The 25,853-nt window shown below is 38.7% G+C and carries 20 protein-coding genes and 1 other annotated feature; of the genes, 8 read left to right on the top strand and 12 right to left on the bottom strand.

What is annotated here, in order from left to right:
- Nucleotide 1 precedes the first annotated feature (1 nt).
- Complete coding sequence (locus IGJ87_RS01900) at nucleotides 2-421, top strand: hypothetical protein (protein ID WP_002286333.1); 420 nt, start codon at nucleotides 2-4, stop codon at nucleotides 419-421.
- Between the two features lie 280 nt (nucleotides 422-701).
- Here the strand turns inward: IGJ87_RS01900 and IGJ87_RS01895 are convergent, their stop codons facing one another.
- The 3 genes from IGJ87_RS01895 to IGJ87_RS01885 all read right to left on the bottom strand — a co-directional run bounded on the left by IGJ87_RS01895 (nucleotide 702) and on the right by IGJ87_RS01885 (nucleotide 3,517).
- Entirely contained in the window at nucleotides 702-986 is a 285-nt protein-coding gene (locus IGJ87_RS01895; RefSeq protein WP_113787940.1) for a DUF1905 domain-containing protein, read from the bottom strand.
- Nucleotides 987-1,337: 351 nt separating this feature from the next.
- On the bottom strand, nucleotides 1,338-2,048 hold the full coding sequence (locus tag IGJ87_RS01890) for a DUF4811 domain-containing protein (RefSeq protein WP_002286342.1): 711 nt from the start codon (nucleotides 2,046-2,048) through the stop codon (nucleotides 1,338-1,340).
- Nucleotides 2,045-3,517, bottom strand: a complete 1,473-nt coding sequence (locus IGJ87_RS01885; protein WP_002293204.1) for an MDR family MFS transporter — start codon at nucleotides 3,515-3,517, stop codon at nucleotides 2,045-2,047. The genes IGJ87_RS01890 and IGJ87_RS01885 overlap by 4 nt, the downstream gene beginning before the upstream one ends.
- Nucleotides 3,518-3,654: 137 nt before the next feature.
- On the opposite strand from IGJ87_RS01885, the gene IGJ87_RS01880 reads away from it, so the two are divergent.
- On the top strand, nucleotides 3,655-4,128 hold the full coding sequence (locus IGJ87_RS01880) for a MerR family transcriptional regulator (RefSeq protein ID WP_002286344.1): 474 nt from the start codon (nucleotides 3,655-3,657) through the stop codon (nucleotides 4,126-4,128).
- A 152-nt stretch (nucleotides 4,129-4,280) separates the two neighbouring features.
- Here IGJ87_RS01880 and IGJ87_RS01875 read toward each other — a convergent pair whose 3' ends face one another.
- On the bottom strand, nucleotides 4,281-4,832 hold the full coding sequence (locus tag IGJ87_RS01875) for a PadR family transcriptional regulator (protein ID WP_002286354.1): 552 nt from the start codon (nucleotides 4,830-4,832) through the stop codon (nucleotides 4,281-4,283).
- 104 nt (nucleotides 4,833-4,936) lie between these two features.
- Here IGJ87_RS01875 and IGJ87_RS01870 point away from each other — a divergent pair, with 104 nt between their 5' ends.
- Complete coding sequence (locus tag IGJ87_RS01870) at nucleotides 4,937-5,467, top strand: phenolic acid decarboxylase (RefSeq protein ID WP_113787939.1); 531 nt, start codon at nucleotides 4,937-4,939, stop codon at nucleotides 5,465-5,467.
- A 607-nt stretch (nucleotides 5,468-6,074) separates the two neighbouring features.
- Here the strand turns inward: IGJ87_RS01870 and IGJ87_RS01865 are convergent.
- Both IGJ87_RS01865 and IGJ87_RS01860 read right to left on the bottom strand, forming a co-directional pair.
- On the bottom strand, nucleotides 6,075-6,518 hold the full coding sequence (locus IGJ87_RS01865) for a GNAT family N-acetyltransferase (protein WP_002286361.1): 444 nt from the start codon (nucleotides 6,516-6,518) through the stop codon (nucleotides 6,075-6,077).
- A 15-nt stretch (nucleotides 6,519-6,533) separates the two neighbouring features.
- A complete protein-coding gene (locus IGJ87_RS01860) occupies nucleotides 6,534-7,694 on the bottom strand; it encodes a class C sortase (protein WP_002286364.1) in 1,161 nt (386 codons plus the stop codon).
- A 506-nt stretch (nucleotides 7,695-8,200) separates the two neighbouring features.
- Between IGJ87_RS01860 and IGJ87_RS01855 the strand changes: the two genes are divergently transcribed.
- Entirely contained in the window at nucleotides 8,201-9,901 is a 1,701-nt protein-coding gene (locus tag IGJ87_RS01855) for a hypothetical protein (RefSeq protein ID WP_139424967.1), read from the top strand.
- A gap of 102 nt (nucleotides 9,902-10,003) precedes the next feature.
- Here IGJ87_RS01855 and IGJ87_RS01850 read toward each other — a convergent pair whose 3' ends face one another.
- Nucleotides 10,004-10,837 carry an endonuclease/exonuclease/phosphatase family protein gene (locus IGJ87_RS01850; protein ID WP_113787937.1) on the bottom strand — a complete coding sequence of 278 codons (834 nt, stop codon included), beginning with the start codon at nucleotides 10,835-10,837 and terminating at the stop codon, nucleotides 10,004-10,006.
- Between the two features lie 303 nt (nucleotides 10,838-11,140).
- Complete coding sequence (locus IGJ87_RS01845; protein ID WP_002286368.1) at nucleotides 11,141-13,306, bottom strand: PTS transporter subunit IIBC; 2,166 nt, start codon at nucleotides 13,304-13,306, stop codon at nucleotides 11,141-11,143.
- 259 nt (nucleotides 13,307-13,565) lie between these two features.
- On the opposite strand from IGJ87_RS01845, the gene IGJ87_RS01840 reads away from it, so the two are divergent.
- The 4 genes from IGJ87_RS01840 to IGJ87_RS01825 are packed head-to-tail and all read left to right on the top strand — an operon-like array spanning nucleotide 13,566 to nucleotide 18,559.
- Complete coding sequence (locus IGJ87_RS01840) at nucleotides 13,566-15,860, top strand: glycoside hydrolase family 65 protein (protein WP_002286373.1); 2,295 nt, start codon at nucleotides 13,566-13,568, stop codon at nucleotides 15,858-15,860.
- Entirely contained in the window at nucleotides 15,853-16,518 is a 666-nt protein-coding gene (pgmB, locus tag IGJ87_RS01835; protein WP_002286375.1) for a beta-phosphoglucomutase, read from the top strand. Before IGJ87_RS01840 ends, pgmB begins: the two co-directional genes overlap by 8 nt.
- A complete protein-coding gene (locus IGJ87_RS01830) occupies nucleotides 16,511-17,518 on the top strand; it encodes an aldose epimerase family protein (RefSeq protein WP_002294627.1) in 1,008 nt (335 codons plus the stop codon). Before pgmB ends, IGJ87_RS01830 begins: the two co-directional genes overlap by 8 nt.
- A gap of 21 nt (nucleotides 17,519-17,539) precedes the next feature.
- Nucleotides 17,540-18,559, top strand: coding sequence for a LacI family DNA-binding transcriptional regulator (locus IGJ87_RS01825; RefSeq protein WP_002294628.1), 1,020 nt, complete (start codon nucleotides 17,540-17,542; stop codon nucleotides 18,557-18,559).
- Between the two features lie 280 nt (nucleotides 18,560-18,839).
- On the opposite strand, the gene nhaC is transcribed toward IGJ87_RS01825, so the two are convergent.
- The 4 genes from nhaC to tyrS form a co-directional block, all read right to left on the bottom strand.
- Complete coding sequence (nhaC, locus tag IGJ87_RS01820; protein WP_002286385.1) at nucleotides 18,840-20,207, bottom strand: Na+/H+ antiporter NhaC; 1,368 nt, start codon at nucleotides 20,205-20,207, stop codon at nucleotides 18,840-18,842.
- A gap of 108 nt (nucleotides 20,208-20,315) precedes the next feature.
- The gene (tyrP, locus tag IGJ87_RS01815; protein WP_430610070.1) at nucleotides 20,316-21,713 is read right to left on the bottom strand and encodes a tyrosine-tyramine antiporter; all 1,398 of its coding nucleotides are present in this window, start codon (nucleotides 21,711-21,713) and stop codon (nucleotides 20,316-20,318) included.
- Between the two features lie 266 nt (nucleotides 21,714-21,979).
- Nucleotides 21,980-23,857, bottom strand: coding sequence for a tyrosine decarboxylase (gene tdc / locus IGJ87_RS01810; protein ID WP_002286400.1), 1,878 nt, complete (start codon nucleotides 23,855-23,857; stop codon nucleotides 21,980-21,982).
- A gap of 291 nt (nucleotides 23,858-24,148) precedes the next feature.
- The gene (tyrS, locus tag IGJ87_RS01805; RefSeq protein ID WP_002297419.1) at nucleotides 24,149-25,405 is read right to left on the bottom strand and encodes a tyrosine--tRNA ligase; all 1,257 of its coding nucleotides are present in this window, start codon (nucleotides 25,403-25,405) and stop codon (nucleotides 24,149-24,151) included.
- Nucleotides 25,406-25,516: 111 nt separating this feature from the next.
- Nucleotides 25,517-25,722, bottom strand: a binding site (T-box leader).
- Nucleotides 25,723-25,853: the final 131 nt, after the last annotated feature.

Genomic DNA, 25,853 nt, shown 5'->3' with positions numbered 1-25,853 from the left:
TATGGAAAAAGAAACGATAGTTGAAGTAACCAAACTAGGTTTCACGATCCAAGCTGCTGTTAAAGTAATCGGTAAAGACTTATTGATCACTTTAACAGGCGGAGATACACCACATATCGGAACAGTCACTACATTTTCTCGTGATACAGAGATGCAAACTGTACGTTTCCCTAGCCACGATGGTCGGTTCCATAAAGACGATGTCTTAGCCGAAAAAATAGCTGTGATCATCAAAACTGCCGTTCCGGGAAGTTGTACGATCACTTCCGGTATCCATGTTGACCATATCTCCAATGCACAAATCAACGCCTCTTTTCCGATGTCAGAAGAGTTAGGTTACAAGATTTTAGATTGGTTGGAAAAAATAGATTTCCATATCAAAGAACCAGTTTATTATAAAGATGGTGAAAAACCATTATGAAAGAAGAGGTTGTGAAATCAGCGTTATGACCTGAGTATGAGAGAAAAAAATGGAAAAATAGCTTCTCATATTTTGCCGTTTTTGAGCTAATACCGAGGGACAGCTGATTGAACGCCGTTTATCAAGAGGTTGTGATAAAGCCGCTTCGTTTCGAGTAGTAAGAAAAATTTTGTAAACATGGGTTTCCACATTTTTGCATAAATTTGACTTACTACCGAGAAACTGGCTTTTGAACACCGTTTATCAAGAGGTTGTGACACGTCTTTTGTCACAACCTCTTTTATTTTTGCTTCACTGTAACTGCTACAATATCACCGATTTCTTTTCCGATGTTTTTACGAATATCTTTTCGTAGTCCAAGGATGTAGCAGACTGAACCATCTGGATCTTTCACGCCCATATTCACGATACTGCCTTCATACGGCACATTGTCAAAAGTTGCTTGGACTTTAACTCTTCCAGCACCGAATTCTTTTCTTATATCATACGGAAAAATAATATATGCCCCGCCCTTGCCGACTTCGGAAGCATAGATTTTTGATTCAAAAGAATAAATTTCCCTCATTTTATTTCTCCTATTTTTTACATCTAGTATAGCATAGCAAAAAAAAGAAGGAACTGTGACAAAAGTCTTGTCGCAGTTCCTTTTTTCGAATAAACGGTGTTCTCCTGCCAACTCCTCGGTCACAAGTCACAATAGTCAACAAACATGAGAAGCTGTTTTTTGAAATTGCTCCTTGTGACTCAGAGTTAAACGGCAGGCTCACAACCTCTTCCTTAAACGGTGTTCAAAAGCTTGCATCTACGGCACTAAGCCCAATCAGATGAAAAATATGGAGTGCTATTTTTATCTGATTGTTCTTACTGCTTGATGCAGAGCAGCTTTTTCACAACCTCCTACATGGTGTTCAAAATATTATTCGCCTTTTGCTTCTTTCACTAATTTTGCGAATGCTTGTTGTTGGAATTCAGCAGCTAAGGCTTTCGTACGTTGTTCTTGCTCTGCTTTGCTCATTTTTGGATTTTCAGTCATTGCTTTTACCATACCGTCTTGAACATAAGCTTTTGCTTCACTTTCCATCGTACTTTGCTGTTTCTTCACTAATTCAGCTAACTTGGCTGCTTGGTCCGTACTTAATTCTACCCATGTCTCTGGGATTTTGAATGTATTCACTCGGCTGTCATATTCGTGATTGTTATCAGCAATATTGAACCAGAATTTATACATGTCGTTTTTGTATTCCCAATAAGTAGTTTTCGTCACTTTTTCAGCATCGCCGTCTGTCTTTTCTACTTTATTTGTTTCGTTATCCGTACCAGTTGCTTTTGGTTTTTCTTGTTTTTCATTTGTTCGGTAAAGATACACTTTTTCTTTTCCATTCCCTAAAGCTTTATACAAAAGCATATCTGCTCCTTGGGAATCAGCACTGGAAACAATTTTTTCTGTTTTTGTTTCCGTTACTTTTTCCATTCCAAAGTGATTGGACAAATTAGCGACGATCAAACTTAGTGAAGCGACGAAGATTAGTCCGAAAATCAAAGATAAAAAGGTTTGCCATGTTTTTTTAGCGAACACGTTCGTTAAAGCAAAAGCAAGCAAGCTGACAATCAAAACTCCAATAATCATGCATTATCCCCCGCTTTCGTTAGAACAGGTTCTTTTTTCTTCAATAAAAAGGCAATAATAAAGCCAAGGATCCCAAAGATGATCGCTACGATAAACGCGGCATGGTAACCTGACAGTGTGGCATTGATTGCCTGATCTTTATAAGCTAATGGTGTATTATCCAATACAGATTTGCTTGGGATATTTGCTTTTGTCACATTCGTCAACACACTGATCAAAATAGCTGTACCAATCGAGCTTGCGATTTGACGGAATGTATTATTTACCGCTGTCCCGTGACTGATCAAGTTATTTGGCAATGCATTCATACCAGAAGTCGTTACCGGCATCATGACCATGGAGATCCCAAACATACGGATCGCATAAAGGATCACGATATATAAAACTGGAGTCGTTTTTGTCAAGAAAGCAAATGGTGCAGTTGCCGCTGTCAAAATGAACATCCCTGTGATGGCTAAACGTTTCGCGCCATATTTATCGAAAATCGCACCCGTAACAGGCATCATAGCCCCCATGATCAATGCACCCGGCAACAACATCAAGCCAGAATGGAATGCTGATTCTCCACGAATATTTTGAATATACAATGGTACGACCATTTCTGCCCCTACCATCGCCATATTTGTTACACCAGCTAAAACAGCGGCAATCGTGAATGTAGATGATTTGAATACGCGAAGTTCCAAGAATGGATGTTCCAAATGTAATTGACGCCATGAGAACAAGGCGATGAAAATCACACCAACAACTAAGAAACCAATTACTTTCAAGCTTCCCCAGCCGTCATCTCCTACACTAGAAAATCCGTAAAGTAAACTACCGAATCCAATCGTTGATAAAATAGCGGATAAAATATCAATGCTAGGATTTGACAATGGAATAACACTTTTCATTAGGAAGAATGCTAAAACCAAGACAAGAACAACGATTGGCAGTACCATACCAAACAAGTCACGCCAATGGTAGTTATCAATGATATAACCAGATAATGTAGGGCCTAAAGCAGGAGCAAGTCCAATAACGATCCCTGACATCCCCATTGCTGATCCTCTTTTTTCTGGCGGGAAAATAGATAGCATGATATTTTGCAATAATGGCATCGATACTCCCACACCGCAAGCTTGGATCAAGCGACCGATTAGTAATGTACTAAAATTAGGTGCTGTAAAGCAAGTAATTGTTCCGATCAAAAAGATCGTCATGGCAGAAAGATATAAATTTCTTGAACTGAATTTATTGATCAGCCATGCTGTTATTGGGATCATGATCCCGTTGACTAGCAAGAAACCAGTCGTTAACCATTGCACATCAGACGCTGAAATATCGAAAGCTTTCATCAATGTAGGAAAAGCTGTCGTCAATAAGGTCTGATTCAAAACGGTACAAAATGTACCAATTAATAAGACAACAACTAAAAGTGTCCGATTATATGGTTTTCCGTAAATATCTACGGGTTGGTTGTTACTCATATTTCTCCTTCTTTCTGAATTTTTTCTGAAACTACTAGAATACTTTAGTCCTAAATTCGCTATTTGTCAACCTACTTGACACATAAGTTAATACGGATATAATTAAGGGAAGCAAGAGGACAAAAGGAGTGACAAAAATGGTTGGGGCTTCCCTTAAACGTTTGTTGGAAAATGATCAATTGGTTGTTGGCATCAGTGAATTAAGTGATATCGTAGGTGTGTCTCCACGTCAATTAAGGTATTGGGAACAAAAGGGATTCATTCGTTCGATCGAAGCTGATGCGAATTGTCCTAGAAAATATCGTTTACCTACAGTCATAAAAGTAGAACTGATCAAAAAATATTTAGATGACGGATTTACTTTGTCAAAAGCTGCAGAAAAGGCAGAAATCCGCCAAAAGAAAATGCACCATGTCCGTAAAGTTTTTTCAAAAGCAATCAAAGATATCGAATTGATCGACGAACGCTATACGATTTTACAAATCGGTAACTTCAAAGAAGAGAATGCTAAGATGTACATCATTCATGACAACGAGACAGACGAATTAACTTACAAGCTCCTTCCTGTCGATGAAAAAGCTGACTACGAACAGTTGTTAAAAGAACTCTAAACGCCACTAATCTCCTAAGTACCAAGCTTTTTAATAAGTAGATGCTACATAAATACTTGAAAAAAGGCCTGTTTGAACATAAGAATATCCGAACGGTGATCTGCGTTTCTTTCATATAGAAAGGAATTCTCCATCACTGTTCGGATATTTTTTTATTTTTTTCGGTTACTTTCTTCTAATACATCTGTTAGCCAATTTGCATATTCTGTTTCCCGATTGATCGCATGCGCTAAAATCAGGTAGTGTCCGTAATTTTCATGTTTTTCTTTTTCAGTAGGAAAGATCGTTTTTTTTCGCTCTAATAGATGAAGTCGTTTTTCTTCATGAAGGTCACGCTGCTGCTGAATAATTTCTACTAATGCCGGATCATTCACGTCTTTGACGAAATACAATTTCAGAACAAATTCGTCTCGATTAACCGGTAGTTCATTGGTGGGTGTATGAATCCACTCTGCCAATTGTTCCTTCCCTTCTTCTGTTAATTCATAAACTTTCTTTTCCAATTTTTCACCTGTGATCTCTACTTGATGCTGAATGATTCCTTGCTCTTCCATTTTTGCAAGTTCAGGATAAATCTGACTATGTTTTGCTTGCCAAAATTCTCCTATTTCATTTTTGAACGATTGATTCAATTCATATCCTGTCATCTTCTTCTTACTTAATAACCCTAACAAAATATATCGAAGTGTATTTTTTCTTGCCATCAGTTTTCCCTCCTTGACAAATCTTTAAATCCATTCTATCATAAATGAGTAATCGAAAACATGTAGTTTATTACATGTTTTAATTTACAAGGAGATGCTTAAACATGAAAGAATTTAAAGAATTGGAAGATTTTATTGGAACTCACTTTATCTATACGTATGACAATGGTTGGGAACATGAATGGTATGCCAAAAATGACCATACTGTTGATTACCGTATCCATGGCGGAATGGTCAAAGGCCGTTGGGTAAAAGACCAAGAAGCTGATATCGTTAAATTGACGGAGGGCGTATTCAAAATCACTTGGACAGAGCCAACAGGGACAGACGTGGCATTGGACTTTATGCCAAATGAAAAGAAACTTCACGGAATGATCTTTTTCCCTAAATGGGTTGAAGAACATCCAGAAATCACTGTTACTTTCCAAAACGAACATATCGCAGAAATGGAAGCAGCTCGTGAAAAATATGAAACTTATCCAAAATTACTTGTTCCTGAATTTGCTACGATCACTTATATGGGTGATGCAGGTATAGACAATGAAGATGTTATTAGCGAAGAACCATACGATGGAATGCCAGATGATATCCGTAGCGGAAAATACTTCGATGAAAATTATAAACGAGTAAAATAAGGTTGTGAAAGAGAGGTTGTGAAATCAGCGTTCTGACCTGAGTATTAGAGAAAGAAACGGAAAAATAGTTCCTCATGTTTTGCCGTTTTTTGAGCTAATACCGAGGGTCAGCTGATTGAACACCGTTTATCAAGAGGTTGTGAAATCAGCGTTATGCTTTGAGTAATAAGAACGCTAGTTAGAAAATAGCTTTTCATATTTTCTAGGCTAGTGGGCTTATTACCGAGAAGCAGCCGTTTGAACACCGTTTATCAAGAGGTTGTGAAATCAGCGTTTTGACCTGAGTATTAGAGAAACAAATGGAAAAATAGTTCCTCATGTTTTACCGTTTGTTGAGCTAATACCGAGGGGTCAGCTGATTGAACACCGTTTAGTGGAGAGGTTGTGAAAAAGCTGTTCTGCATCAAGTAATAAGAACAGCCAAATAAAAATAGCTCCTCATATTTTTTGTTTGGTTGGGCTTATTACCGCAGATGCAAGCTTTTGAACACTGTTTATCAAAGATTGTAACAACTGCATATTCACACAGTTAAATTAGTGACTTCAAAATGAAATAATGCTCCCAGCAAAAAATTAGGCTGGGAGCATTATTTCGTTATTCTGTTCATCAAAAATCAGCGTTTTGATTCCATTTCATCACAAGTTCCTCCTCATTTACTGCTTCATCTTTTTGCTGTGTTTGAATTGTAAAACCTTGTGAAAGATAGAAATGAATAGCTGATTGATTTTTTTGATAGACTGTCAAAGTCAGTGTTTTATTGGTTTCTTTTATTTTTTTCATTAGTTGCGTACCGATTCTTTGTTGCCGGTATTCCCTTTTCACAAAGATTCCTGCGATAAACTGATCAATCACCCCAGCAAAACCAATAATTTCTTGATCTATTTCTGCTAAGTAAATCACTGCATCTGGTAAAGCTTTCCTAACAGATTCTACTTGATTCTCCCAATAAGTTGATGGAATGAATTCATGAGAATCCAAGTTAGCATGCAGCCAAATCGATAGAACAGATTCCAGTTCTTTGGCAGACAATTTTGTTGTTGTGCGGATCATTTTTTCTCTCCTTACTTATTCATTGATTTTAAAATAAAAACCATTTTTTTGAAGCTCTTTTACAAGTTTTCGCCCCTCAAAAAAGTATATTTTCTCTTGTTTTACTTTTCTAATACCAAAAGAAACAGCAACTTTAGGATCATCAGCTGAAACGATTCGATAAGTTCCACCAGGCAATTGATCCAGCTTGACTTTCCCATGATGGTCGCTTTGTACTGAAAACGGCACACCATTTCTAGTAAGTGTTTTTTTCTTATGTTTCAAAATGAATGAACTACCATTTACCGGTTTCCCTGACGAATCACTAATAATAAATGAAAAATCAAGCACTTTTTTACTTAATCTATACTGATAGATTAGTCGTCCGATAAACACTAACAGTATGACTACAGCTATTATCGTTCCTGCAAGAATAAACCATTGCCGCATGGTTCTTTCCTGATTTCCTTTTCCTTCTTCTTTTTTTACCGATTCGTTATAAGGAATCCGATGTCCTGTCACTAGCAAACGATGCGTGTTGATCATATACGGCGTACATGTAAGCAAGGTAACTAAGTCTTCTCCTTCTGAAATCGTTAGAACAGACGTGTCATCTGGCAGTACCACTTGTATATTTTTAACTTGATAAGCCAATTTCTCCCCCAAAACAGTCAAAATAAACGTGTCTCCGTTTTCTAAACGATCTAATTCGGTAAATAACCGTCGATTAGGTAAACCGCTGTGAGCAGAGATCACTGAATGCGTCGAATTTCCACCAAGCGGGAAAGAGGTTCCTTGCAAGACGCCTGCTCCATTTTCAAGGATCCTACCATTGAGCCGATCATAAAGTGAAATATTTAATTGGATCTTAGGTATATTGATACTTCCGATCAGCCATTCCTCTAATTGGCTGGATGTTGTACTTTCATTTCTGTTCTTTTCATTGAAAGGATCAGTACCAGGATTGAATCCTTGGTCAGTTAATCGTTGGTTTTTCTCCTCCATTTTCTTTCGCTGCACTTCAATTTCAGCTGCGGTCCGTTTTTGTACTTGTTCGATACGTTTTTGATCAATAAAACTATTTAAAGAATCCACATAAAATGGATATAAAGCGATCAGTAACCCTACGACGATACATATTAATAAAAACAAACGAAACAAAAGTCGACGAGACTGTTTTTGCTTACTCTGCTTCACATGTGTCCTCCCTTGCAAGTTTTTTTGTTCTTTCTTTTATTATATGGGTTCAGGAAAAAAATAGAAAATGAAAGCCGATGAGGTTGTGAAAAAGCTGTCCTGCATCAAGTAATAAGTACAGCCCCAAAAAATAGCTACTCATATTTTTTGTTGGGTTGGGCTTATTACCGCAGATGCAAGCTTTTGAACACCGTTTAAGGAAGAGGTTGTGAAAACTGCGTTATGCTTTGAGTAATAAGAGCGCTAGTCAGAAAATAGCTTCTCATATTTTCTAGGCTAGTGAGCTTATTACCGAGAAGCAGCTGATTGAACACCGTTTACCGAGAGGTCATGAAAAAGCTACTTTGTTTCGAGTATTAAGAAAAATTCTGTTTCAAAACAAGGAGATGCAACAAAACTTATGTCGCATCCTCTCTCCTTAGAACTTTCACTTATGTTTTTCTTGTAAAATTCATAAATATTTTCATGAATTTTCTAATTTCTTGCCTACCTCTCGCATAGGATATATGATGAATTTATCTAAAGTTTGCAAAGGAGTTCGACAATTGAAAAAATATGGCCCATTTTTAGCAATTTTTTTCATTGCTTTGGCATTTCTCATGCCGCATTTATTCACACATAAACTAATTTTGGGTGCTGATGCCCCATTCCATTACAATCGGTTCTATGATGCCGCGCAACAAATTAAATATGGGGATTTCCATTATTTTCCTTCCCTTTATGGATTCCAGCAAAGTGGCAGGATCGTGAATGCCGTTTACGGCCCATTTTTCGCTTATTTACAAGGATTGATCGTGTTGCTTGCAGGTAGCTGGTTTCATTATCAGATTCTTTCAAATTTCATTCTTTATCTTATTTCAGGATTTTCTATGCTGATTTTACTGAGATATGTCAATGTTCGAAATTGGGTAAGTGTACCAGTAGCCGTTTTATTCATGAGTACGTATTCTATTCAATACTGGTCTATCAACCAAGGATTCACTAGCTGGGGGACTTGTTTTTATCCTTTATGTATGATCCCTATTGCTGATTTCGTCCTTCATAAAAAGTTCCCTGTTATCAAAGTCGCTGTCTCAGTGGGACTTATGACACAGATCCATTTACTGTCTTCGATCATGTTAGCTTTGATGTATATCCCTTTTTATCTTTATTACTTTTTTAACCAGACTGAAAAAGGAAAAGCACTGCTTCAACTGATTAAGTCGGTCTTGCTTTATTTTGTTCTGACAGCAAATATTTGGGCAGGATTAGCTATTGTTTACAGTGAGAATAAGATTCTTCCTCCCTTTGTTAACAGAGAAATGAGTCAAAAGGCGATAGATCTGGATGGCAGTTATTGGCTCCATTACCCTAAGGCCTTTCCTATATTGATATTATCAGGTTTTTTGCTTTTTATTTTCTTTCAACAAAAGAACACCTTATTCCAAAAAATCGTGTTGTACACAAGTCTTGTTTTCTTTTTTCTTTCTACTAGCTTGATTCCATGGACGACATTGATCGAAAAAAATGTGCCTTTTATTAGTTTGATCCAGTTTCCATTTCGATTTTTCGTGCCATTTACGCTATTGCTTCTACTTTACCTTGCCCTTTCACTGAACCAGTGGTCTGAACAAAAGTGGTTTCGTCTTTTAAGTATATTTGGCATTCTTATTTTTTCAGCACAGACGATCCAGAACTTATACCAGCATCTGGAAAAGTGGGAAAATGAAACATTTGTCAGTCGACATACTTATCTATTCGATACGCCGGAAGAAGCAAGGAAAACATTCTTCAGCAAAGATATGTCTACCAGCTTGTTCGTTTTCCAAAAAACCACACCTGACTATCTGCCAATCTATAAGGAGACAAAAGACAATAAATACGACCGGTATAACGAAGAAATACTAGAAAACGAAACAACTTTTATAAAAACACATCCAGGCGGTCTTCTGACAATCAAGTGGAAAAACACTGGGGACAAAACTGTTCATATCCCTGTTATCGTCTACGATCGGACTGTGCTACAGCAAAATGGAAAAACATTGACTGATTATGAAGTAACAGATATCGGGACCCCAATCGTGAAGCAGCAAAAAGGAATCAACGAGCTCACGCTTCATTATCAAACGCCAATCTATTTCTATTTCATTCTTTCTCTTACTTTGATTGGTTGGTTTACCTTGCTATGTTTATTTATTTATCATAGATACAAGCATTTACGTGCTTAGGCAAAAGGGATAAATGCATCCGATCAAAAAAACTCTCCAAACGGTATAATCGTTTGGAGAGTTTTATTTTAATCAGTTTTTTTATGTTATATGTTATATTTTTTATTCGTTCACATCTAATTCGATTTCCACCCCGTAGTGATCACTGATGATTGGACTATCGATCCCATCAAAAATCCGTTGATATTTTTTAACCTGCATTCCTTCAGGGACGAAAATAAAATCTATACGCAATTTTTCTGTATTTTGTTCCCAACCATCGATTTTCTTTTCCACAGTAGCTGCTTTTCCTTTTTCATTCGCGACAACATACGAATCTTGAAGAAGAAGGCAACTTTCTCTTACAGTATAATAACCTTGAGAGTCTACTGGATTATTGAAATCACCTAGGAAAAAAAGTGGTACGCGAGTTTCCAAAAAGTAGTTTTCCAAGTTTTTCCACTCAAAATAAAAGCCACTTTTTTTATCTGTCCACCAAGAAAAGTGGCAGCTCGAGACAAAAATGTCCTGATCATCTATCTTTGTTTTCCCAATCAAGATCTTGCGTGTCTGATAATCTTCTTTCTTTTGAGATTGGGAGACGGTAAGGACCTGACTTTCCAATGTTTTTTTCGTAAGCAGTGCATTTCCTTCTTCATATTTATCATAACCGATGTGGCTCATTTCCCAACTCCAAAAATACTCTTTTCCGTGTTCCTTTAAAAGCTGAACTAAACGGTAGGCAAAATTATCTTTACGGATAGGTACTTGATTCTTTACCGGACAGAACTTCATTAGCTTCGCAAGTTCTACTTCTTCAGATTCCAGTAATTGGTTGATTTCTTGTAAAGCAATCACTTCATAATCTTCTAACAGGATCTTATCTGCTAATTCTTGCAATTTTTTCTCTGGTTCTGGCTCAAGCCAGCTATGCGTGTTGAGTGTCATGAATTTCATTGGTTTTCTCCTTGTCTTCATTTCGAAACAAAAGGGTTGTGACAAAATTTTTGTCACAACCTCTCCAGCAAATAGTGTTCTCCTGCTAACTCCTCAGTAATAAGCTCAATGGACCAGGAGCTATTTTTTGTTTGGCTGTTTTTATCACTTGGTGCAGGGCAGCTTTTTCACGACCTCTCCACTAAACAGTATTCAAACTGCTGCTTCTCGGTAATAAGCTCACTAGCCTAGAAAATATGAAAAGCTATTTTCTGACTAGCGCTCTTATTACTCAATGCATAACGCAGTTTTCACAACCTCTCCTTACATTTTAATGGAGCCGATCACTTTACCAGCTGTCACTGTACCTAATTGCTTGATCACTACTTCTTCTACTTTATCGTTTGTAAATACGATCATGATCGTTGGATCTTTTTCTTCGTTTTGGATCACATCAAGATCCATCTCAGCTAATTTCGTTCCTGTTCCTACTTCTTGGCCTTCTTTGACAGCAATCTCAAAAGCTGGCTGATTCATTTGGACTGTATCGATTCCCATATGGATCAAAACTTCGATACCATCTTTCGTTTCCAGCCCAATTGCATGTTTGCTAGGGAAAATACTTGTCACTTTTCCAGCGATCGGCGCAACAACTTCTCTTGATGTTGGAATAACAGCAAAGCCGTCACCCATCATTTTTTGTGAGAATACCGGATCTTTTACTTCAGATAAAGGAATCACTTCTCCAGAAGCTGCGGAAACTAGTTCTTGTTCTATACCTAAGTATTGCTTACTACCTGCTTGTCCATTTCCTGTAGAAACCATTTCTGGCTCTGGAATCTCTGCTCCTGATTGCAGCAGATCTTCGATATCTGATTTCAAGACATCTGCTTTTGGTCCATAAACTGCTTGGACTCCATTGTCTTTGACGATCAATCCCATCGCCCCTGCTCGTTTCCAGGCTTCTTCAGTCCCTACTTTTTCTCGATCATTTACACTTACGCGTAACCGAGTCATACAAGCATCGACATCTTTGATATTTTCTTTTCCTCCCAGCAAATGAATGATCTGGACCACTTGCTGATCTGCTGTTCCTGTTCCGCTGTTAGATACAACGGTTTCTTCACTGTCATTGTCGTAATTTCCGTTACGTCCCGGTGTAGCAAAGTTGAATTTTTTGATCAAGAAATTTGCTAAGAAATACGTAACAACACCAAAAGCGATCACACACAACACGAAGTTGATAAGATCTCCACCTAGACCCGCTTTGATAGCTAACGGTGTCCGAGTCAGCAATTCGATATTCCCAAATGAATGGACCCGCAATGGCAAGATATCTGCCATCGCAAATGCAGCCCCTTGGATCACTGAATAAATGACATATAATGGCACAGCAGCAAACATAAACATGAACTCCAATGGTTCTGTTACACCTGTTAGAAAGACAGCCAACGCTGCTGAAAAATACATTGATTTATATCTTGCTTTCTTATCAGGATCGACATTACGATACATCGCAAAAGCCATTCCCATCAAGATACCTGAAGAACCAATCATTTGTCCTACTTTGAAACGAGCCGGCGTCCAGTTATGCAACACAAACTCATATTGCGACATATCCCCTGCACCTTTAAGATTCACTAAATCAGTGGCCCAAGCCAACCATAACGGATCTTGCCCAAATACTTGTGTTCCCGCCTGTGCGCCTGATAAAATCTCATACGATCCGCCAAGCTGTGTATAGTTGATAGGAATCGTCAGCATATGATGCAATCCAAATGGCAATAGTAAACGTTCTAATGTTCCAAATAAAAACGGTGCTAGAATCGGTGCGCTTTCTTGTGATTCTGCAATCCATAAACCAAAATTATTGATTCCAGCCTGTACGTTTGGCCACACCACAGCAAGAATCAATGCCACGATTGTTGACCATAAGATAACAACAAACGGAACAAAGCGCTTTCCATTGAAAAATGACAAAGCATCCGGCAATTTTCTATAATTATAGTACTTATTATAAGCCATTGCCCCGACAAATCCAGCGATGATCCCTACGAATACTCCCATATTCAAAGCTGGTGCTTCCAATACACTTGTAAAAAATCCTTTAACCATGATCTTCGTACCGAACAGAGTGTGGGTAAATGCATCTTCATTCGCAAGCATGTCACTTGTGACACCAAAGATAGCCCCAGTGATCCGATTGATTAAAATAAATGAGATCCCAGCTGCAAATGCTCCGCCTGCTCTTTCTTTTGCCCAACTTCCTCCTATTGCTAAAGCAAATAAAATATGAAGATTACCAATAATTGCCCAACCAATATTTTCAATTACTCCGCCCGTTGTGACAAGCGGCGTCCAATCAGGATTGATCAAGGGAATTGATTTCCCTATACTGATCATCAACCCAGCTGCCGGCATAACTGCTACCACAACCATTAAAGCCTTTCCAAATTTTTGCCAAAACTCAAAACTAAATATCTTTTTCATTCCGTTTAGCTCCTTTACGCAATCGGTTTCGTTAAACGTATTATAGCGTGCGTTTTCTTTTTTGTAAATGCTTTATTTTTTATTTTTCTGTCTATACCATTCTATAAAACCTATAATACGTGTGTTCCCTTCTATAATTTTCTCCTAAAAATTTATTTTTTTAAGCTTTTTTCTATGAAATATTTTCTTTTGTCTATTGACTTGTGCAATCGGTTGCGTTTATTATGAACGTATAAAACAGCTCATTAGGAGGAGAAAAATGAAACAGATCAAACGACTATTTGCTATTGATCCATGGAAAATCAGCACGACACAATTAGATAAAAAAAATCTTCGACTGCAAGAATCTTTAACAAGTATTGGAAACGGTTATATGGGGATGCGCGGGAACTTTGAAGAAACTTACTCAGGGGACCACCATCAAGGTACTTATTTGGCGGGTGTCTGGTATCCCGATAAGACACGTGTCGGCTGGTGGAAAAATGGTTATCCAGAATACTTTGGAAAAGTGATCAACGCCTTGAACTTTATCGCGATAGATATTTCGATCAACGATCAGCTGATCGACTTGGCTTCTTTGGAACCAGAAGACTTTTACTGGGAATTAGATATGAAAAATGGTGTATTATCTCGTACATTCACAATCACTACTTCTACTAATAAAGTACGCATTTCCTTCGAACGTTTTCTGAGCATTGTCAAAAAAGAATCAGCTTATATCTATTTAACTATAGAAATGCTTGAAGGTAGCGGAACAGTCAAACTCGTATCAAAATTGGATGGAAATGTTCAAAACGAAGACAGCAACTATGATGAACATTTTTGGAATGAGATTGATCGTGGAACTATAGAAGAAATCGGCTATTTGACGACTAAAACTATTCCAAACAACTTTGGGATTGAACAATTTACTGTTACTGCAGCAATGCGCCATTTCGTTAATGGAAAATCAGTCATCCCTGACTATCACGAAGATACTTTAGCATTACATGGTTGCTTGTCTGCAGAATTATCTCAAGGTGAGACATGGTCAGTGGAAAAAGAAATTATCGTTCTTACTAGTAGAGATATTCCAGAAGCGCAGCAAGCAGAAAAAGCTGTCTCAGAATTAACGAACCAGACAAACAATTATATCCAAGCAAAAGAAGAGCAAACAGCGGCTTGGGCAGAACGATGGAAGCTTGCCGATGTGGTCATCGAAGGAGACGAAGAAGCACAACAAGGTATTCGATTCAATTTGTTCCAACTATTCTCTACTTACTACGGCGAAGATGAACGATTGAATATCGGCCCCAAAGGATTCACAGGAGAAAAATACGGCGGAGCCACTTACTGGGATACAGAAGCGTATGCTGTCCCTCTTTATCTTGCTTTAGCCAAACCTGAAGTAACTAAGAATCTGCTGAAATATCGGCATAATCAACTGCCGCAAGCAATCCACAACGCTCAGCAACAAGGATTAAAAGGCGCGCTTTATCCTATGGTCACCTTCACTGGTGTCGAATGCCATAACGAGTGGGAAATCACATTCGAGGAGATTCACCGAAATGGCGCGATTGCCTATGCAATCTACAATTATACGAATTACACCGGCGATACGGAATATTTGAAAAATGAAGGACTGGAAGTTTTAGCAGAAATCGCACGCTTCTGGGCAGACCGTGTCCATTTTTCAAAACGAGCAAATAAATACATGATCCACGGTGTGACCGGCCCAAACGAATATGAGAACAATATCAATAACAATTGGTATACAAATACGATCGCAGCTTGGGTCTTGCGTTACACGCGAGAAAATTATTTAACTTATCAAAAAGAAGCTGCTATCACTATCAGCGAAGAAGAACTAGCCAAATGGAAAGATATCGCAGAGAACATGTACTTCCCAGTTGACGAAGAATTAGGAATCTTTGTCCAGCATGACACATTCTTAGATAAAGATCTCATGCCTGTATCCGATATTCCCACAAGCGATCTTCCTCTGAATCAGCATTGGTCTTGGGACAAAATCCTTAGATCTTGCTTCATCAAGCAGGCAGATGTACTACAGGGGATTTATTTCTTCAATGATACTTTTACAAAAGAAGAAAAGCAAAAAAACTTTGATTTCTATGAACCAATGACTGTCCATGAGTCTTCCCTTTCGCCAAGTATCCATTCGATTTTAGCAGCAGAATTAGGAATGGAAAGCAAAGCTGTAGAAATGTACCAGCGAACAGCTCGCTTGGATTTGGATAATTACAATAACGACACAGAAGACGGCTTGCACATCACTTCCATGACTGGTAGCTGGTTGTCGATTGTCCAAGGATTTGCTCAAATGAAAACTGCCCATGATCAGTTGAGATTCGCACCATTTCTGCCAAAAACTTGGAAAGCTTATTCTTTCCATATCAATTATCGCGGACGTTTATTGTTCATCTCAGTCACAGATGAACAAGTTACTTTCGAGTTATTAGAAGGTTCTCCTCTAGAAATTTACGTCTATGAACAGTCTTATTCTTTAGCGGATCGTCTAGAAATAACGCTAAGAAAGGAGGAAGCAAATGTTTAAAGGGGTATTGTTTGATTTAGACGGTGTCATTACCGATACTGCTGAATTCCATTATCGTGCTTGGCGAAAGCTTGGTCAGGAAATCGGCATTACGATCGACCACACATTCAACGAACAGCTAAAAGGCGTCAGCCGAGAAGACTCACTCTCTTTGCTTTTAGCTTATGGCGGAAAAGAACACTCTTTTTCAAAGGAAGAATTTGCAGAATTAGCGAAAAGAAAAAACGATTATTATTTAGAGATGATCCAGACGATCGAACCAAAAGATGTCTTCCCCGGGGTCGTGCCTTTACTGGATTCTTTAAAAGAAGAAAAAATCAAGATTGCTCTTGCTTCTGCAAGTAAAAACGGGCCATTCCTACTTGAAAAAATGGGTCTTACACCTTACTTTGATGCTATTGCCGACCCGGCAGAAGCAACAAACGGAAAACCTGCGCCAGATATCTTCCTCCTTGCAGCAAAAGCTGTCGGACTAAAAGCAGAAGAATGTATCGGGATCGAAGACGCGCAAGCCGGTATCCAAGCCATCCTCTCAAGTGGCGCTCAACCAATTGGCGTGGGACGTGCTGAAGACCTTGGAGAGGAGATCCCGCTTGTCCCTGATACGACTTTTCTTACGATCGATTACTTGAAAGAAAAGTGGCATGACCATGGATAATCCAGAGATCTCCGTCGTACCAGTTCCAGAGACTGAAATAAAGAAAATCACATTGAAGAACGACTACTTAGAAGTCGTTCTTCTCAATTACGGTGCCCGCCTGCACCAAATCTTCGCACCAGACAAAGAAGGAAAATCAGAAAATGTTTTATTGTCTTACGATCGTTTCGAAGATGTTCTAACAGACAAAAGTTTTTTTGGAGCAACTGTCGGACCTGTAGCCGGAAGGATCCGGGATGCTTCTTGGGGTGAGCATAGATTGGAGAAAAACTGCGGATCACACCATATCCACGGTGGCACGAAAGGCTGGTCTTTCCAATTTTGGGAAGTAGAAGTTTTCAAAACTCCATCATCAATAGGTGTGGTCTTTTACTTAAAAGATGAATTTTCTACCTATCCAGGACCAATCACTGCTACGATCACTTACCGTTTAACAAAAAACGAATTAGAGATGACAACCTCTGCTAGTAGCCTTGTTGAAACCATCTGCAATCCGACCAACCATGCCTACTTCAACCTTTCAGGAAATGGAACAAGAGACATCTATGAACATCAGTTAACGGTCTTTTTAGATGGTGTGCTTGAATTAGATCAAGAAAAACTGCCTACTGGAAATTGGACAAAAAAAGAAAAACTGCCAATCGACTTTAGAAAATCCCCAACACTGCAAGAGATCCTTGCATGTTATCCAGATGGACTAGATGATGTATTTCTTTTGCATCATCCTAGGCTTTCCAAAACTTCCTTACAATTATTCGAGAAGCATTCTGGTCGCCAAATGACTATAGCAACTTCTAATAAAAGTATGGTATTATTTTCTACGACTGGATTCGAAGCTGATTTCTCTGTCAATGGAAAACAGATGCATTCAAACTACGGATTAGCAATCGAACCGCAAGAAATCCCTGATATCGTTCATTTCCCCAAATTTGGATCGATCAACCTCCATCCTGGTCAAGAACGGATCAGTCAGACGATTTATCGGTTCTCTGCACAATAACAAGAGAAAGGTGTTTTTATCATGGCTATTACCGTAAAAGATGTGGCGAAAAAAGCCGGTGTTGCCACCTCGACCGTCTCTCGTGTCATCAACGATCATCCTAGTATTTCCGAGACAACAAAGAAGAAAGTCCGAAAAATTATGGATGAACTAGGTTATGTTCCTAACATGACTGCCCGCAATCTAGGAAAACGCATTTCCAGTGCCATCGGCGTAATCTTACCCCCTCTTGATTCAAAAGAGCGGATCGGTAACCCATTTTATCTTGAGATCATGGAAGCAATCAACGAAGAAGCGCGGAATTATGATATGACTACAGCAATCGCTACTGCTAAAAATTTTGAATTGCTGTTAGAGAACGTCCAGCGTATGCATTTACAAAAACAAGTAGATGGTTTTATTCTAGTGTATTCAGATAGTCAAGATCCTGTCATTGATTATTTATACCAAAACCACATCCCTTTCACTTTGATCGGACAGCCTTATCATCATGAGAACGAAATCGTTTATGTAGATAATGATAACCAGCTTCTAGGTAAACAAGCAACAGAATTTTTGATCCAGAATGGACATAAGAATATCCTGTTTGTGACAAACACGACTCATGAAAGTTTGTATTTCGAACGATATTTCGGTTATCAAAAAGCAATGATGATGGCTGGTCTTCCTGCGTTATCCAGTGTAGTACTAGAGCATCCGGAGGATTATCTGTCCTTTGAGAAAACGTTGAAAGAAAACGAAGCCACAGCATTGGTGGTCATTGACGATATCTTCGCCCTTCGCACGATGCAGTTGGCGCAAATGTACGGCTATGTCATTCCAGAGACACTCTCCGTCATTAGCTTCAACAACTCGATCTTCTCAACATTAACACACCCTTACCTTACAAGTATCGATATCGATATCTCCGAATTAGGACGTGTCGCTATGCAAAAGCTGCGCGAATTGATCCATGAAGAATTGAGCAGTGGCGTACGTTTGGTCATCCCTCATCGCTTGATCAAAAGAGAGACAGTCGTTCCTTTAGAAAACCCATACTAAATAGCTGACTCACTAAATACGCTGACCATTTATCCTATGGTCAGCTTTTTATGTAAAAGAAGATACTACTTCTAACACATTGTTTATCTGTAAAAAAGAGCGTGGGACAAAAGTAAAGAACACTTTTGTCTCACGCTCTAAACACGTATAAACGGCGGAAGCAGAAGCAACTCCTTCGGAAATAAGCTGAAATTCACAAAAATTTAAAAAGCAATTTTCTTGAGTTTCTTCTTATTTCTTGGAGTTAAACGCTTCTGTCCCAGCCTCTTTTTTCCTTCCTTCAATTTTTTACACGTCGACGATTCAATAAAAAACCGCCTAATATTGTAAAGACAGGTGCAAGAATCGAGAAAAAGGCGAATGGCAAGTAATGCAACGCGCTAACTTTCATCGTTCCCATAATGAATGTGCCGCTGACTCCCCACGGTACGAGAGAATTGACGGTCGCACCTGAATCCGCTAGTGTTCGTGTCAAATAGGTTTTTGATAAGCCAACGTCATCAAAAGAACGCTTGAATGTTTCTCCTGGAAGAATGATGGACAGATACTGTTCTCCAACGATCAGATTGATTCCGATACAGCTCAAGGCAGTAAACCCGACTAAACGAGAAGGTCGGTCCATCTTTTCTTTTAATTCTTGAACGATGGTATCAACGATCAGATATTTGATCAGTAACCCACCTAATGCCAATGCAAGTAAAATCAAACTAGCAGAACCTAACATACTCATGATCCCGCCTCGAGAAAGCAGTTCATCTAGCTTTGGATCAGGTGTATTTGCGACATAACCATTCATCAAGATGTCTGCTGCTTTTCCGACCGTCAAACTTTTCTCATGGATAAAAGAAAGAACGAGAGCAGCTGTCGATCCCGCTAGTAATGTAGGGATAGCTGGAATTTTTTTGATTGCCCCCCCAAATAAAATAACTAGTGGAATCAATGTCCAAGGAGAGATCCAAAAGCTCGCTTTCATGTTTTGGATCATTTCATTGATACTAGCTAGATCGGCTGAATGACTGTTATGTCCTAATATCGTATAAAAAATCAACGAAAGGACGAATGCTGGGAAATCCGTATAACGCATACCAGCGATATGTTCGAATAGATTAACTCCTCCAATACCCGCTGCCAAGTTGGTCGTATCTGATAAAGGCGAGCAGTTATTCCCTAAAAAGGCACCGGAAACGACTGCGCCTGTAGTCATTGCATCATTGAATCCAAGTAAATGACCGATCCCCAAAAAAGCAATTCCAATCGTCGAAATCGTTGTAAATGAACTGCCGACAGTCACTCCGACAATTGCACAAACAAGAAATGCTGTCGGTAAAAAGAAACGCACAGAAACAAGTTTAAATCCATAAACCATAATCGTAGGGATGGTTCCAGATAAAATCCATGAAGCAACTAAGACACCAATCAAAAGAAAAATCAGGATTGGAATGATCCCTGGAGTGATTCCTTTGATGATCCCGTCATGGATCTCATCCCATGTGAACTTTTTAAATCTGCCATAAAACAACAAACACATGAAAGCTGCAAGGATCGGGATATGTGGCGAGAGCTGGAATCCGATGATCAGTACTCCTAGGAGTGCCAACAACACGATCAATACAGCGATACTTTCTTTTAAAGAAATATTTTTATTCATCGTCGATCTCCTATTTCAAATGAAAAGGCCCTGCCATGAAAAAACTATTCACTTGGCAGGACCTCCTACTAAATCAGCGACAAAACGTCGGCTGAAAGACTTATTTTTTTATTTTTCTTCTAAACTTTTTTCTACCTCAATCCCCCAAGAATCTTTCTTGAAGTGATTGATGATCAATGGAATAACGAACATGACCACTGTGATAGCTGCTACTAATAATGCATCACTCAATGTCGCTGTACCTAATGTAGCAAATACGACAACGATGATAGAGAAGATCAGCATGCAGCTGACTACCCAAGCTAATCCGTTTCCGTTTTTACCAATTCGGTAAGGACGTTCGAATTCTGGATGTTTCTTACGCATTTTAAGCAATGAAACAGCAATCAAAATGTACACGATACAATAAATAACAGTCGTAGCATTTGTAAGTGTCAAGAATACAGCACTTACGTCATCCATTACACCATAAAGCAAAGCAAATAATGAAATAACGATTGATTGTGTTAGAACGACATTTCTAGATACGCCGTATTTGTTTTCTTTATGGAATCCGAATTTTGGTGGAAGGAATCCTTCACGAGCTACTTGGATGATTGTTTTTGATGGTCCAGTAACCCAAGCTGATAATTGTAAAAGCACACCAATAAATACCATGAAGCTGAAGATATTTCCGATCACTTCTGGTAAGCCTAGGATTTGACAGTCAATCAAGATAGGCTGCGTGATATTTGCTAATTCCATTTTTCCATCTGGTACGACATTTGCTACAAGCATCGCATTGATGACATTCAATAAAACTAATCCGATCAAAGCGATAAATACGCCGTTTGTATAATTTTTTGTTGCGTCTTTCAAACGAGGCATGTAAACAGAACTCATTTCGATCCCAACAAAAATAAATGTGATACCAGCTAAGTATTTCAATGAATCAATATGTTCCAAGTCAGGGAAAGCTTTTGACCATGAAAAGTCACCTAGATAGCCGTTTGAGACTAGTCCGACTTTGAAGGCTGCCAAAACACCTAAAACGAACATGATGACTACTGGGATATATACCCCTAGCCATACACCGATGTTCCCGCCGACTTTTGCCATATCGAATTTCAAGTTCAAGATCGTGATGATCCAGTAGATAACTAAAATACAACCTAAAACGAACCAGTGATTATTGCCAAGTTCTACATTACCAAATGTGTTTCCTAACAATGGTCCTAAAGTAGAAGCGACCATTACCATACCTGGGAACATTTGCACCCATAATAGCCATGCAACGACAAATCCCCATTTGCTGCCCAGTGCTGTTTTTACCCATAACTGAGGACCGCCTTCTTGAGGAAGCATCGTTGAAAGCTCACCGGAAACCATTGATATCGGACCGGCAAAAAACAAAACTGCAAAAATTGAATAAAAAATCAATGTCCAACCGACTGCGGCTAACGTAGGAATACTCCGAACCGTTGCACACAGTGCCATTGTCAGACCGATAAAGGTCCCAAGACCCATTTTACTTACTTCAGATTTACTCACCGTTGACACTCTCCTTGATTTTTTGGATAAAATAACGGTGTCTTTGAAGTAGTTTCAGCAATAAACGAAACAATTCAGCGAATATTTGAGGGGATTCTTTGAGTCTATTGCTTGAAGGGTTTCTTCAAAGACAACCTCAAAACAAAGGGATCGAAGAGCTTAGGTCTCCCCTTGCTCTTCAGATCCAAACATGCGTCAGAAACAGTTAGTATTCAAGCTGTTTTCTAACATGATTACCTTGCTTATTTTGCTTCGCTTGCCAATAATTGGTCTGCGTAGATTTTTTCCAATTTTTCTTGAAGAGCTGCTTTGATTTTTTCAGCATATTCTTCAAAGTGTTCTTCTTTGTTCATGTATGGTGTCATTACGCTGGCACGCAATACAGTTACTTTTCCGGCACGGTTCCATTCTTCATCTGAGAATCCTAGTTGGTTCACAAATTGTAATGGGCTGTTGCCATAGTCTGGGATAGCAAAGTCAGTATGTGAAGTTAAGAACTCATTACCGTAAATGCTTCCTTTCACGTATGAAGAATAATCATATACGTCATGGTTCAATTTATTCATTGCAACTAAGTCATCGTTGCCTTTTTCTTTGAATACATAGTCTACCATATTGAAATCTGGATAAGTTAATGGATGAACTTCGATTTCTTTGTCTCCTACTTTAAATGACAAGTCATTCAAGAAGTTGTAGAAACGATGTGCACCTTCGATTGATGCACCCATTAATTTACCATATCCTGTGACATTCAAAGGTAAGACATGGTGTGCTGCCCAAACGCTGGCTGCTGTTGCCCCTGCTTTTGAACCTTCCAAGATATAAGCCCCAAGTAATGCTGGGATATCTGCGCCTTTTTCAAATACATATGTCGCAAAGTAAGAGATAACGTCTCTCATGCGGATATCTTTGATGACGATACCACCGGCAGAATATGGAACATAGCCCATTTTATGTGGGTCAATCGTTACAGATTCTGCTTCTTCGATTGCTTTATATGCACTGTGTACTTCTTCTAAGATATAATCTTTGTTTTCTGTAAAGACATTGTATTTGTAATGAACATCTTTTAAATCTTCAAATGGAATGAAGTTGTTGTCTTCGTCTAAGAAAATCGCACGGCCGTATCCGCCATAAGCAGCATCTACGTGTAAGTAGAAGTAAATACCGTCTTTTTCTAATACGCGACGCAATGCAACGATTTTATCGATACCGTCGATTGCTCCTTCTTCTGTTGATCCTACAACACCGACTACACCTAGGATTGGTGTTTTTTCAGCTGCTAGACCACGAACGATTTTTTCAAGTTCGTTGATGTCCATGCGATAGTTGTGGTCAACTGGCACTGGAATCACTTGGTCTAAACCGATACCGATGATGTCGGCAGCTTTTAGCCATGAATAGTGTTTAGTTTGTGGAACCAACCATTTTCCTAATTTTTCTAAATGTTTTCCGCTACGTGCTGAGTGAGCTTTGATTTCGTCGATTTTTTCTGGGACGCTGTCTAACAGATTCATGATTTCTTCTGTTGACAAGTTCATTAATTCCCAATCGCTTTTTCCAGCAACTAGTTCAGGTGTCACTTCTTTCATTGCAAGCGGCAATGATTTGATGTTGCGGGCATACCAAAGTCCTTCTAAGTTTGCTAAAGAACCATCAGCAACGATGTGGCCCCAGCCATCTTTATAGCTCATTAATTTTGCAAATTCCATTCCTACTTCTTCTTCCATTTGGCTTGTTGCAGGAGAAGATTCATAGGCAACGTTATTACCATTCCATAGCATAGCAAAATTGTACGCTAGTAAAGATGGCATCAATGTTTCAGAGTTCATATGACCCCAGTAACGTCCGGCATTATGCCAAGGAACGGAATGGGTACGCATCCGCGCTGAAATTTCTGATAGAACATCCTTTGTTTTATTCACAGTGTGTTCAAAACTAGCACTGCTTTTTTCTTCTGGCGTAATAATAGGCATGTCTTGAGGCATGTAGTTTTGACGCCAGCCTAAATGTTCATCCACCAATTCATTCAACAAAGCTTTATAGATTTGGCCGTTCTCAGCTTTGTCCCCAATGAATAGGGCATTTAGGTTTAGATCTTTCGACAATGATTCACTCATAGTGAAACCCTCCTAAAAAAATATTTAAATTTTGTCGAGCCCTACATTACACCTGTTCTTCTATTCTGTAAACTAAGTTTTGGCCTGATTTTTAATCATATTTTAATATGTATCAATTATCCGAATTGTTCACACTTTTAAAATAATTAAAAAAAAACGAGGGAATTTACAAATGTAAACTCCCTCGCAAAGATTGTATTAACGACAACCAGCGTTCTATTTTAGGATGGGTTTCAAAATTGGAATGTTGTAATAGTATTTCCCTTTTTCAAGGTAAAAACTTACTAAATTCTAATCAATTACTTTGGCCAAAAAGTAATTTTTCTTACCTTTTCGAATAACCACAAACTTACCATCGAATTCATCGGATGGATTTATGACAAAATTTAAATCGGTAACGCGGTCACCGTTAATACTTATAGCTCCGTTTGAAACATCTTCACGTGCTTGACGTTTAGATGGTTCAATTTTTGTGGAAACAAGCAGTTCCACGATATTTTCAGGTGTGCTTGAAATTTCAACGTTCGGCATTTTACCGAATCCTTGCGCGATTTCTTCCGCATTTAGTTCTTTAATATTTCCAGAGAACAATGCTTGCGTTATTTTTTGCGCTTCTTTCAAGTCTTCTTCACTATGCACAAATCTTGTAACTTCTTCTGCCAAACGGCGTTGTGCTTCACGTTTCTCAGGTTCTGTCTCTACTTTTTTCGCTAAGTCTTCGATTTCTTCTTGAGACAAGAAAGTAAAGAATTTCAAGTATTTCACTACATCGCGATCATCTTGATTCAACCAGAATTGGTAGAACTCAAATGGTGAAGTTTTCTTCGGATCAAGCCAAACGGCACCGCCTGCAGTTTTTCCGAATTTCGTTCCGTCAGCCTTCAGCATCAATGGGATCGTTAAACCGAACGCTTCTGCTTCTGGTCCTTCTAATTTTCGGATTAGGTCTAATCCAGCTGTGATATTTCCCCATTGGTCTGCTCCACCGATTTGCAATTGCACATCGTATGTTTTATACAGATGCAAAAAGTCGATAGATTGCAGGATTTGGTAAGTAAACTCTGTAAATGAGATTCCTACTTCCAAACGGCTGGCAACGATATCTTTTGCTAACATCGTGTTGATGTTGAAGTTTTTACCGTAGTCTCTCAAAAATTCAAGTAAAGAGATTTTTGACAACCAGTCGTAGTTGTTCACAAATGTGATATTTGCATCTTTACCAAACAATTTTCTCATTTGATTGGAAAGTGCGTCCACGTTATGTTGCACTTGTTCCATCGTTTGCAACACACGTTCTGTTTTGCGGCCACTTGGGTCGCCGATCGTTCCTGTTCCGCCGCCAATCAGAATATATGGATGATGGCCTGCCAATTGGAATCTTTTCATCATCATAAATGGAATCAAATGTCCGATATGCATCGAATCACCAGTTGGATCAACGCCGCAATAAAGTGAAATGCTCTTTTCTTCAACGAGCTCGCGAAGTCTTTCTTCGTTTGTTTGCTGATTAATGGCGTCGCGCCAAGTTAATTCATCAATAATATTCATTTTACTGACCTCCGTGTAGTTTTTTTATGAAAGCAGGAACCTGCTAGCATGTGTAATTAATTATTTCTTCAGGATAGGATAGGAAATAAAAAAAGTCCCTTGGCATATAAGCCAAGGGACGAAATCTCGCGGTACCACCCAATTTGTATGTCTAGATATCCAACATACCTCTCGAACATTTAACGCTGTCGCGTGGCAATCACTGCCAAAGACTCCTGAAATGTAATTCGCTTTAAAGCATGTACTGGTTTGCAGCGACCACCAGCTTTCTGAAACATTGGCTTTAACAACTACTTCGTTTCGATCTTCGTCTTGTTATTATTAATATGTGTCTATCATAGAGCGCAACTTTTTCTTTGTCAACAGAAAAAGGATATTTTTTTTAAATTCCTCATTTTTTCTTTTTTGAATCCGCTCTAATTCCGAACATTTTATTTTCAATTATTGT

It is taken from the genome of Enterococcus sp. DIV1411a (assembly GCF_050531945.1).
In the GTDB taxonomy this organism is placed as follows: Bacteria; Bacillota; Bacilli; order Lactobacillales; family Enterococcaceae; genus Enterococcus_B; species Enterococcus_B faecium.
Note: the sequence above shows the minus strand (reverse complement) of the source record. Positions and strands in the feature narration are given on the sequence as shown.

What these genes read in the sequence shown, in the direction of transcription:
- IGJ87_RS01900 (WP_002286333.1), top strand. Translation starts at nt 2, where the DNA reads ATGGAAAAAGAAACGATAGTTGAAGTAACCAAACTAGGTTTCACGATC.
- IGJ87_RS01895 (WP_113787940.1), bottom strand. Translation starts at nt 986, where the DNA reads ATGAGGGAAATTTATTCTTTTGAATCAAAAATCTATGCTTCCGAAGTC.
- IGJ87_RS01890 (WP_002286342.1), bottom strand. Translation starts at nt 2,048, where the DNA reads ATGATTATTGGAGTTTTGATTGTCAGCTTGCTTGCTTTTGCTTTAACG.
- IGJ87_RS01885 (WP_002293204.1), bottom strand. Translation starts at nt 3,517, where the DNA reads ATGAGTAACAACCAACCCGTAGATATTTACGGAAAACCATATAATCGG.
- IGJ87_RS01880 (WP_002286344.1), top strand. Translation starts at nt 3,655, where the DNA reads ATGGTTGGGGCTTCCCTTAAACGTTTGTTGGAAAATGATCAATTGGTT.
- IGJ87_RS01875 (WP_002286354.1), bottom strand. Translation starts at nt 4,832, where the DNA reads ATGGCAAGAAAAAATACACTTCGATATATTTTGTTAGGGTTATTAAGT.
- IGJ87_RS01870 (WP_113787939.1), top strand. Translation starts at nt 4,937, where the DNA reads ATGAAAGAATTTAAAGAATTGGAAGATTTTATTGGAACTCACTTTATC.
- IGJ87_RS01865 (WP_002286361.1), bottom strand. Translation starts at nt 6,518, where the DNA reads ATGATCCGCACAACAACAAAATTGTCTGCCAAAGAACTGGAATCTGTT.
- IGJ87_RS01855 (WP_139424967.1), top strand. Translation starts at nt 8,201, where the DNA reads ATGATGAATTTATCTAAAGTTTGCAAAGGAGTTCGACAATTGAAAAAA.
- IGJ87_RS01850 (WP_113787937.1), bottom strand. Translation starts at nt 10,837, where the DNA reads ATGAAATTCATGACACTCAACACGCATAGCTGGCTTGAGCCAGAACCA.
- IGJ87_RS01845 (WP_002286368.1), bottom strand. Translation starts at nt 13,306, where the DNA reads ATGAAAAAGATATTTAGTTTTGAGTTTTGGCAAAAATTTGGAAAGGCT.
- IGJ87_RS01840 (WP_002286373.1), top strand. Translation starts at nt 13,566, where the DNA reads ATGAAACAGATCAAACGACTATTTGCTATTGATCCATGGAAAATCAGC.
- pgmB (WP_002286375.1), top strand. Translation starts at nt 15,853, where the DNA reads ATGTTTAAAGGGGTATTGTTTGATTTAGACGGTGTCATTACCGATACT.
- IGJ87_RS01830 (WP_002294627.1), top strand. Translation starts at nt 16,511, where the DNA reads ATGGATAATCCAGAGATCTCCGTCGTACCAGTTCCAGAGACTGAAATA.
- IGJ87_RS01825 (WP_002294628.1), top strand. Translation starts at nt 17,540, where the DNA reads ATGGCTATTACCGTAAAAGATGTGGCGAAAAAAGCCGGTGTTGCCACC.
- nhaC (WP_002286385.1), bottom strand. Translation starts at nt 20,207, where the DNA reads ATGAATAAAAATATTTCTTTAAAAGAAAGTATCGCTGTATTGATCGTG.
- tyrP (WP_430610070.1), bottom strand. Translation starts at nt 21,713, where the DNA reads ATGGGTCTTGGGACCTTTATCGGTCTGACAATGGCACTGTGTGCAACG.
- tdc (WP_002286400.1), bottom strand. Translation starts at nt 23,857, where the DNA reads ATGAGTGAATCATTGTCGAAAGATCTAAACCTAAATGCCCTATTCATT.
- tyrS (WP_002297419.1), bottom strand. Translation starts at nt 25,405, where the DNA reads ATGAATATTATTGATGAATTAACTTGGCGCGACGCCATTAATCAGCAA.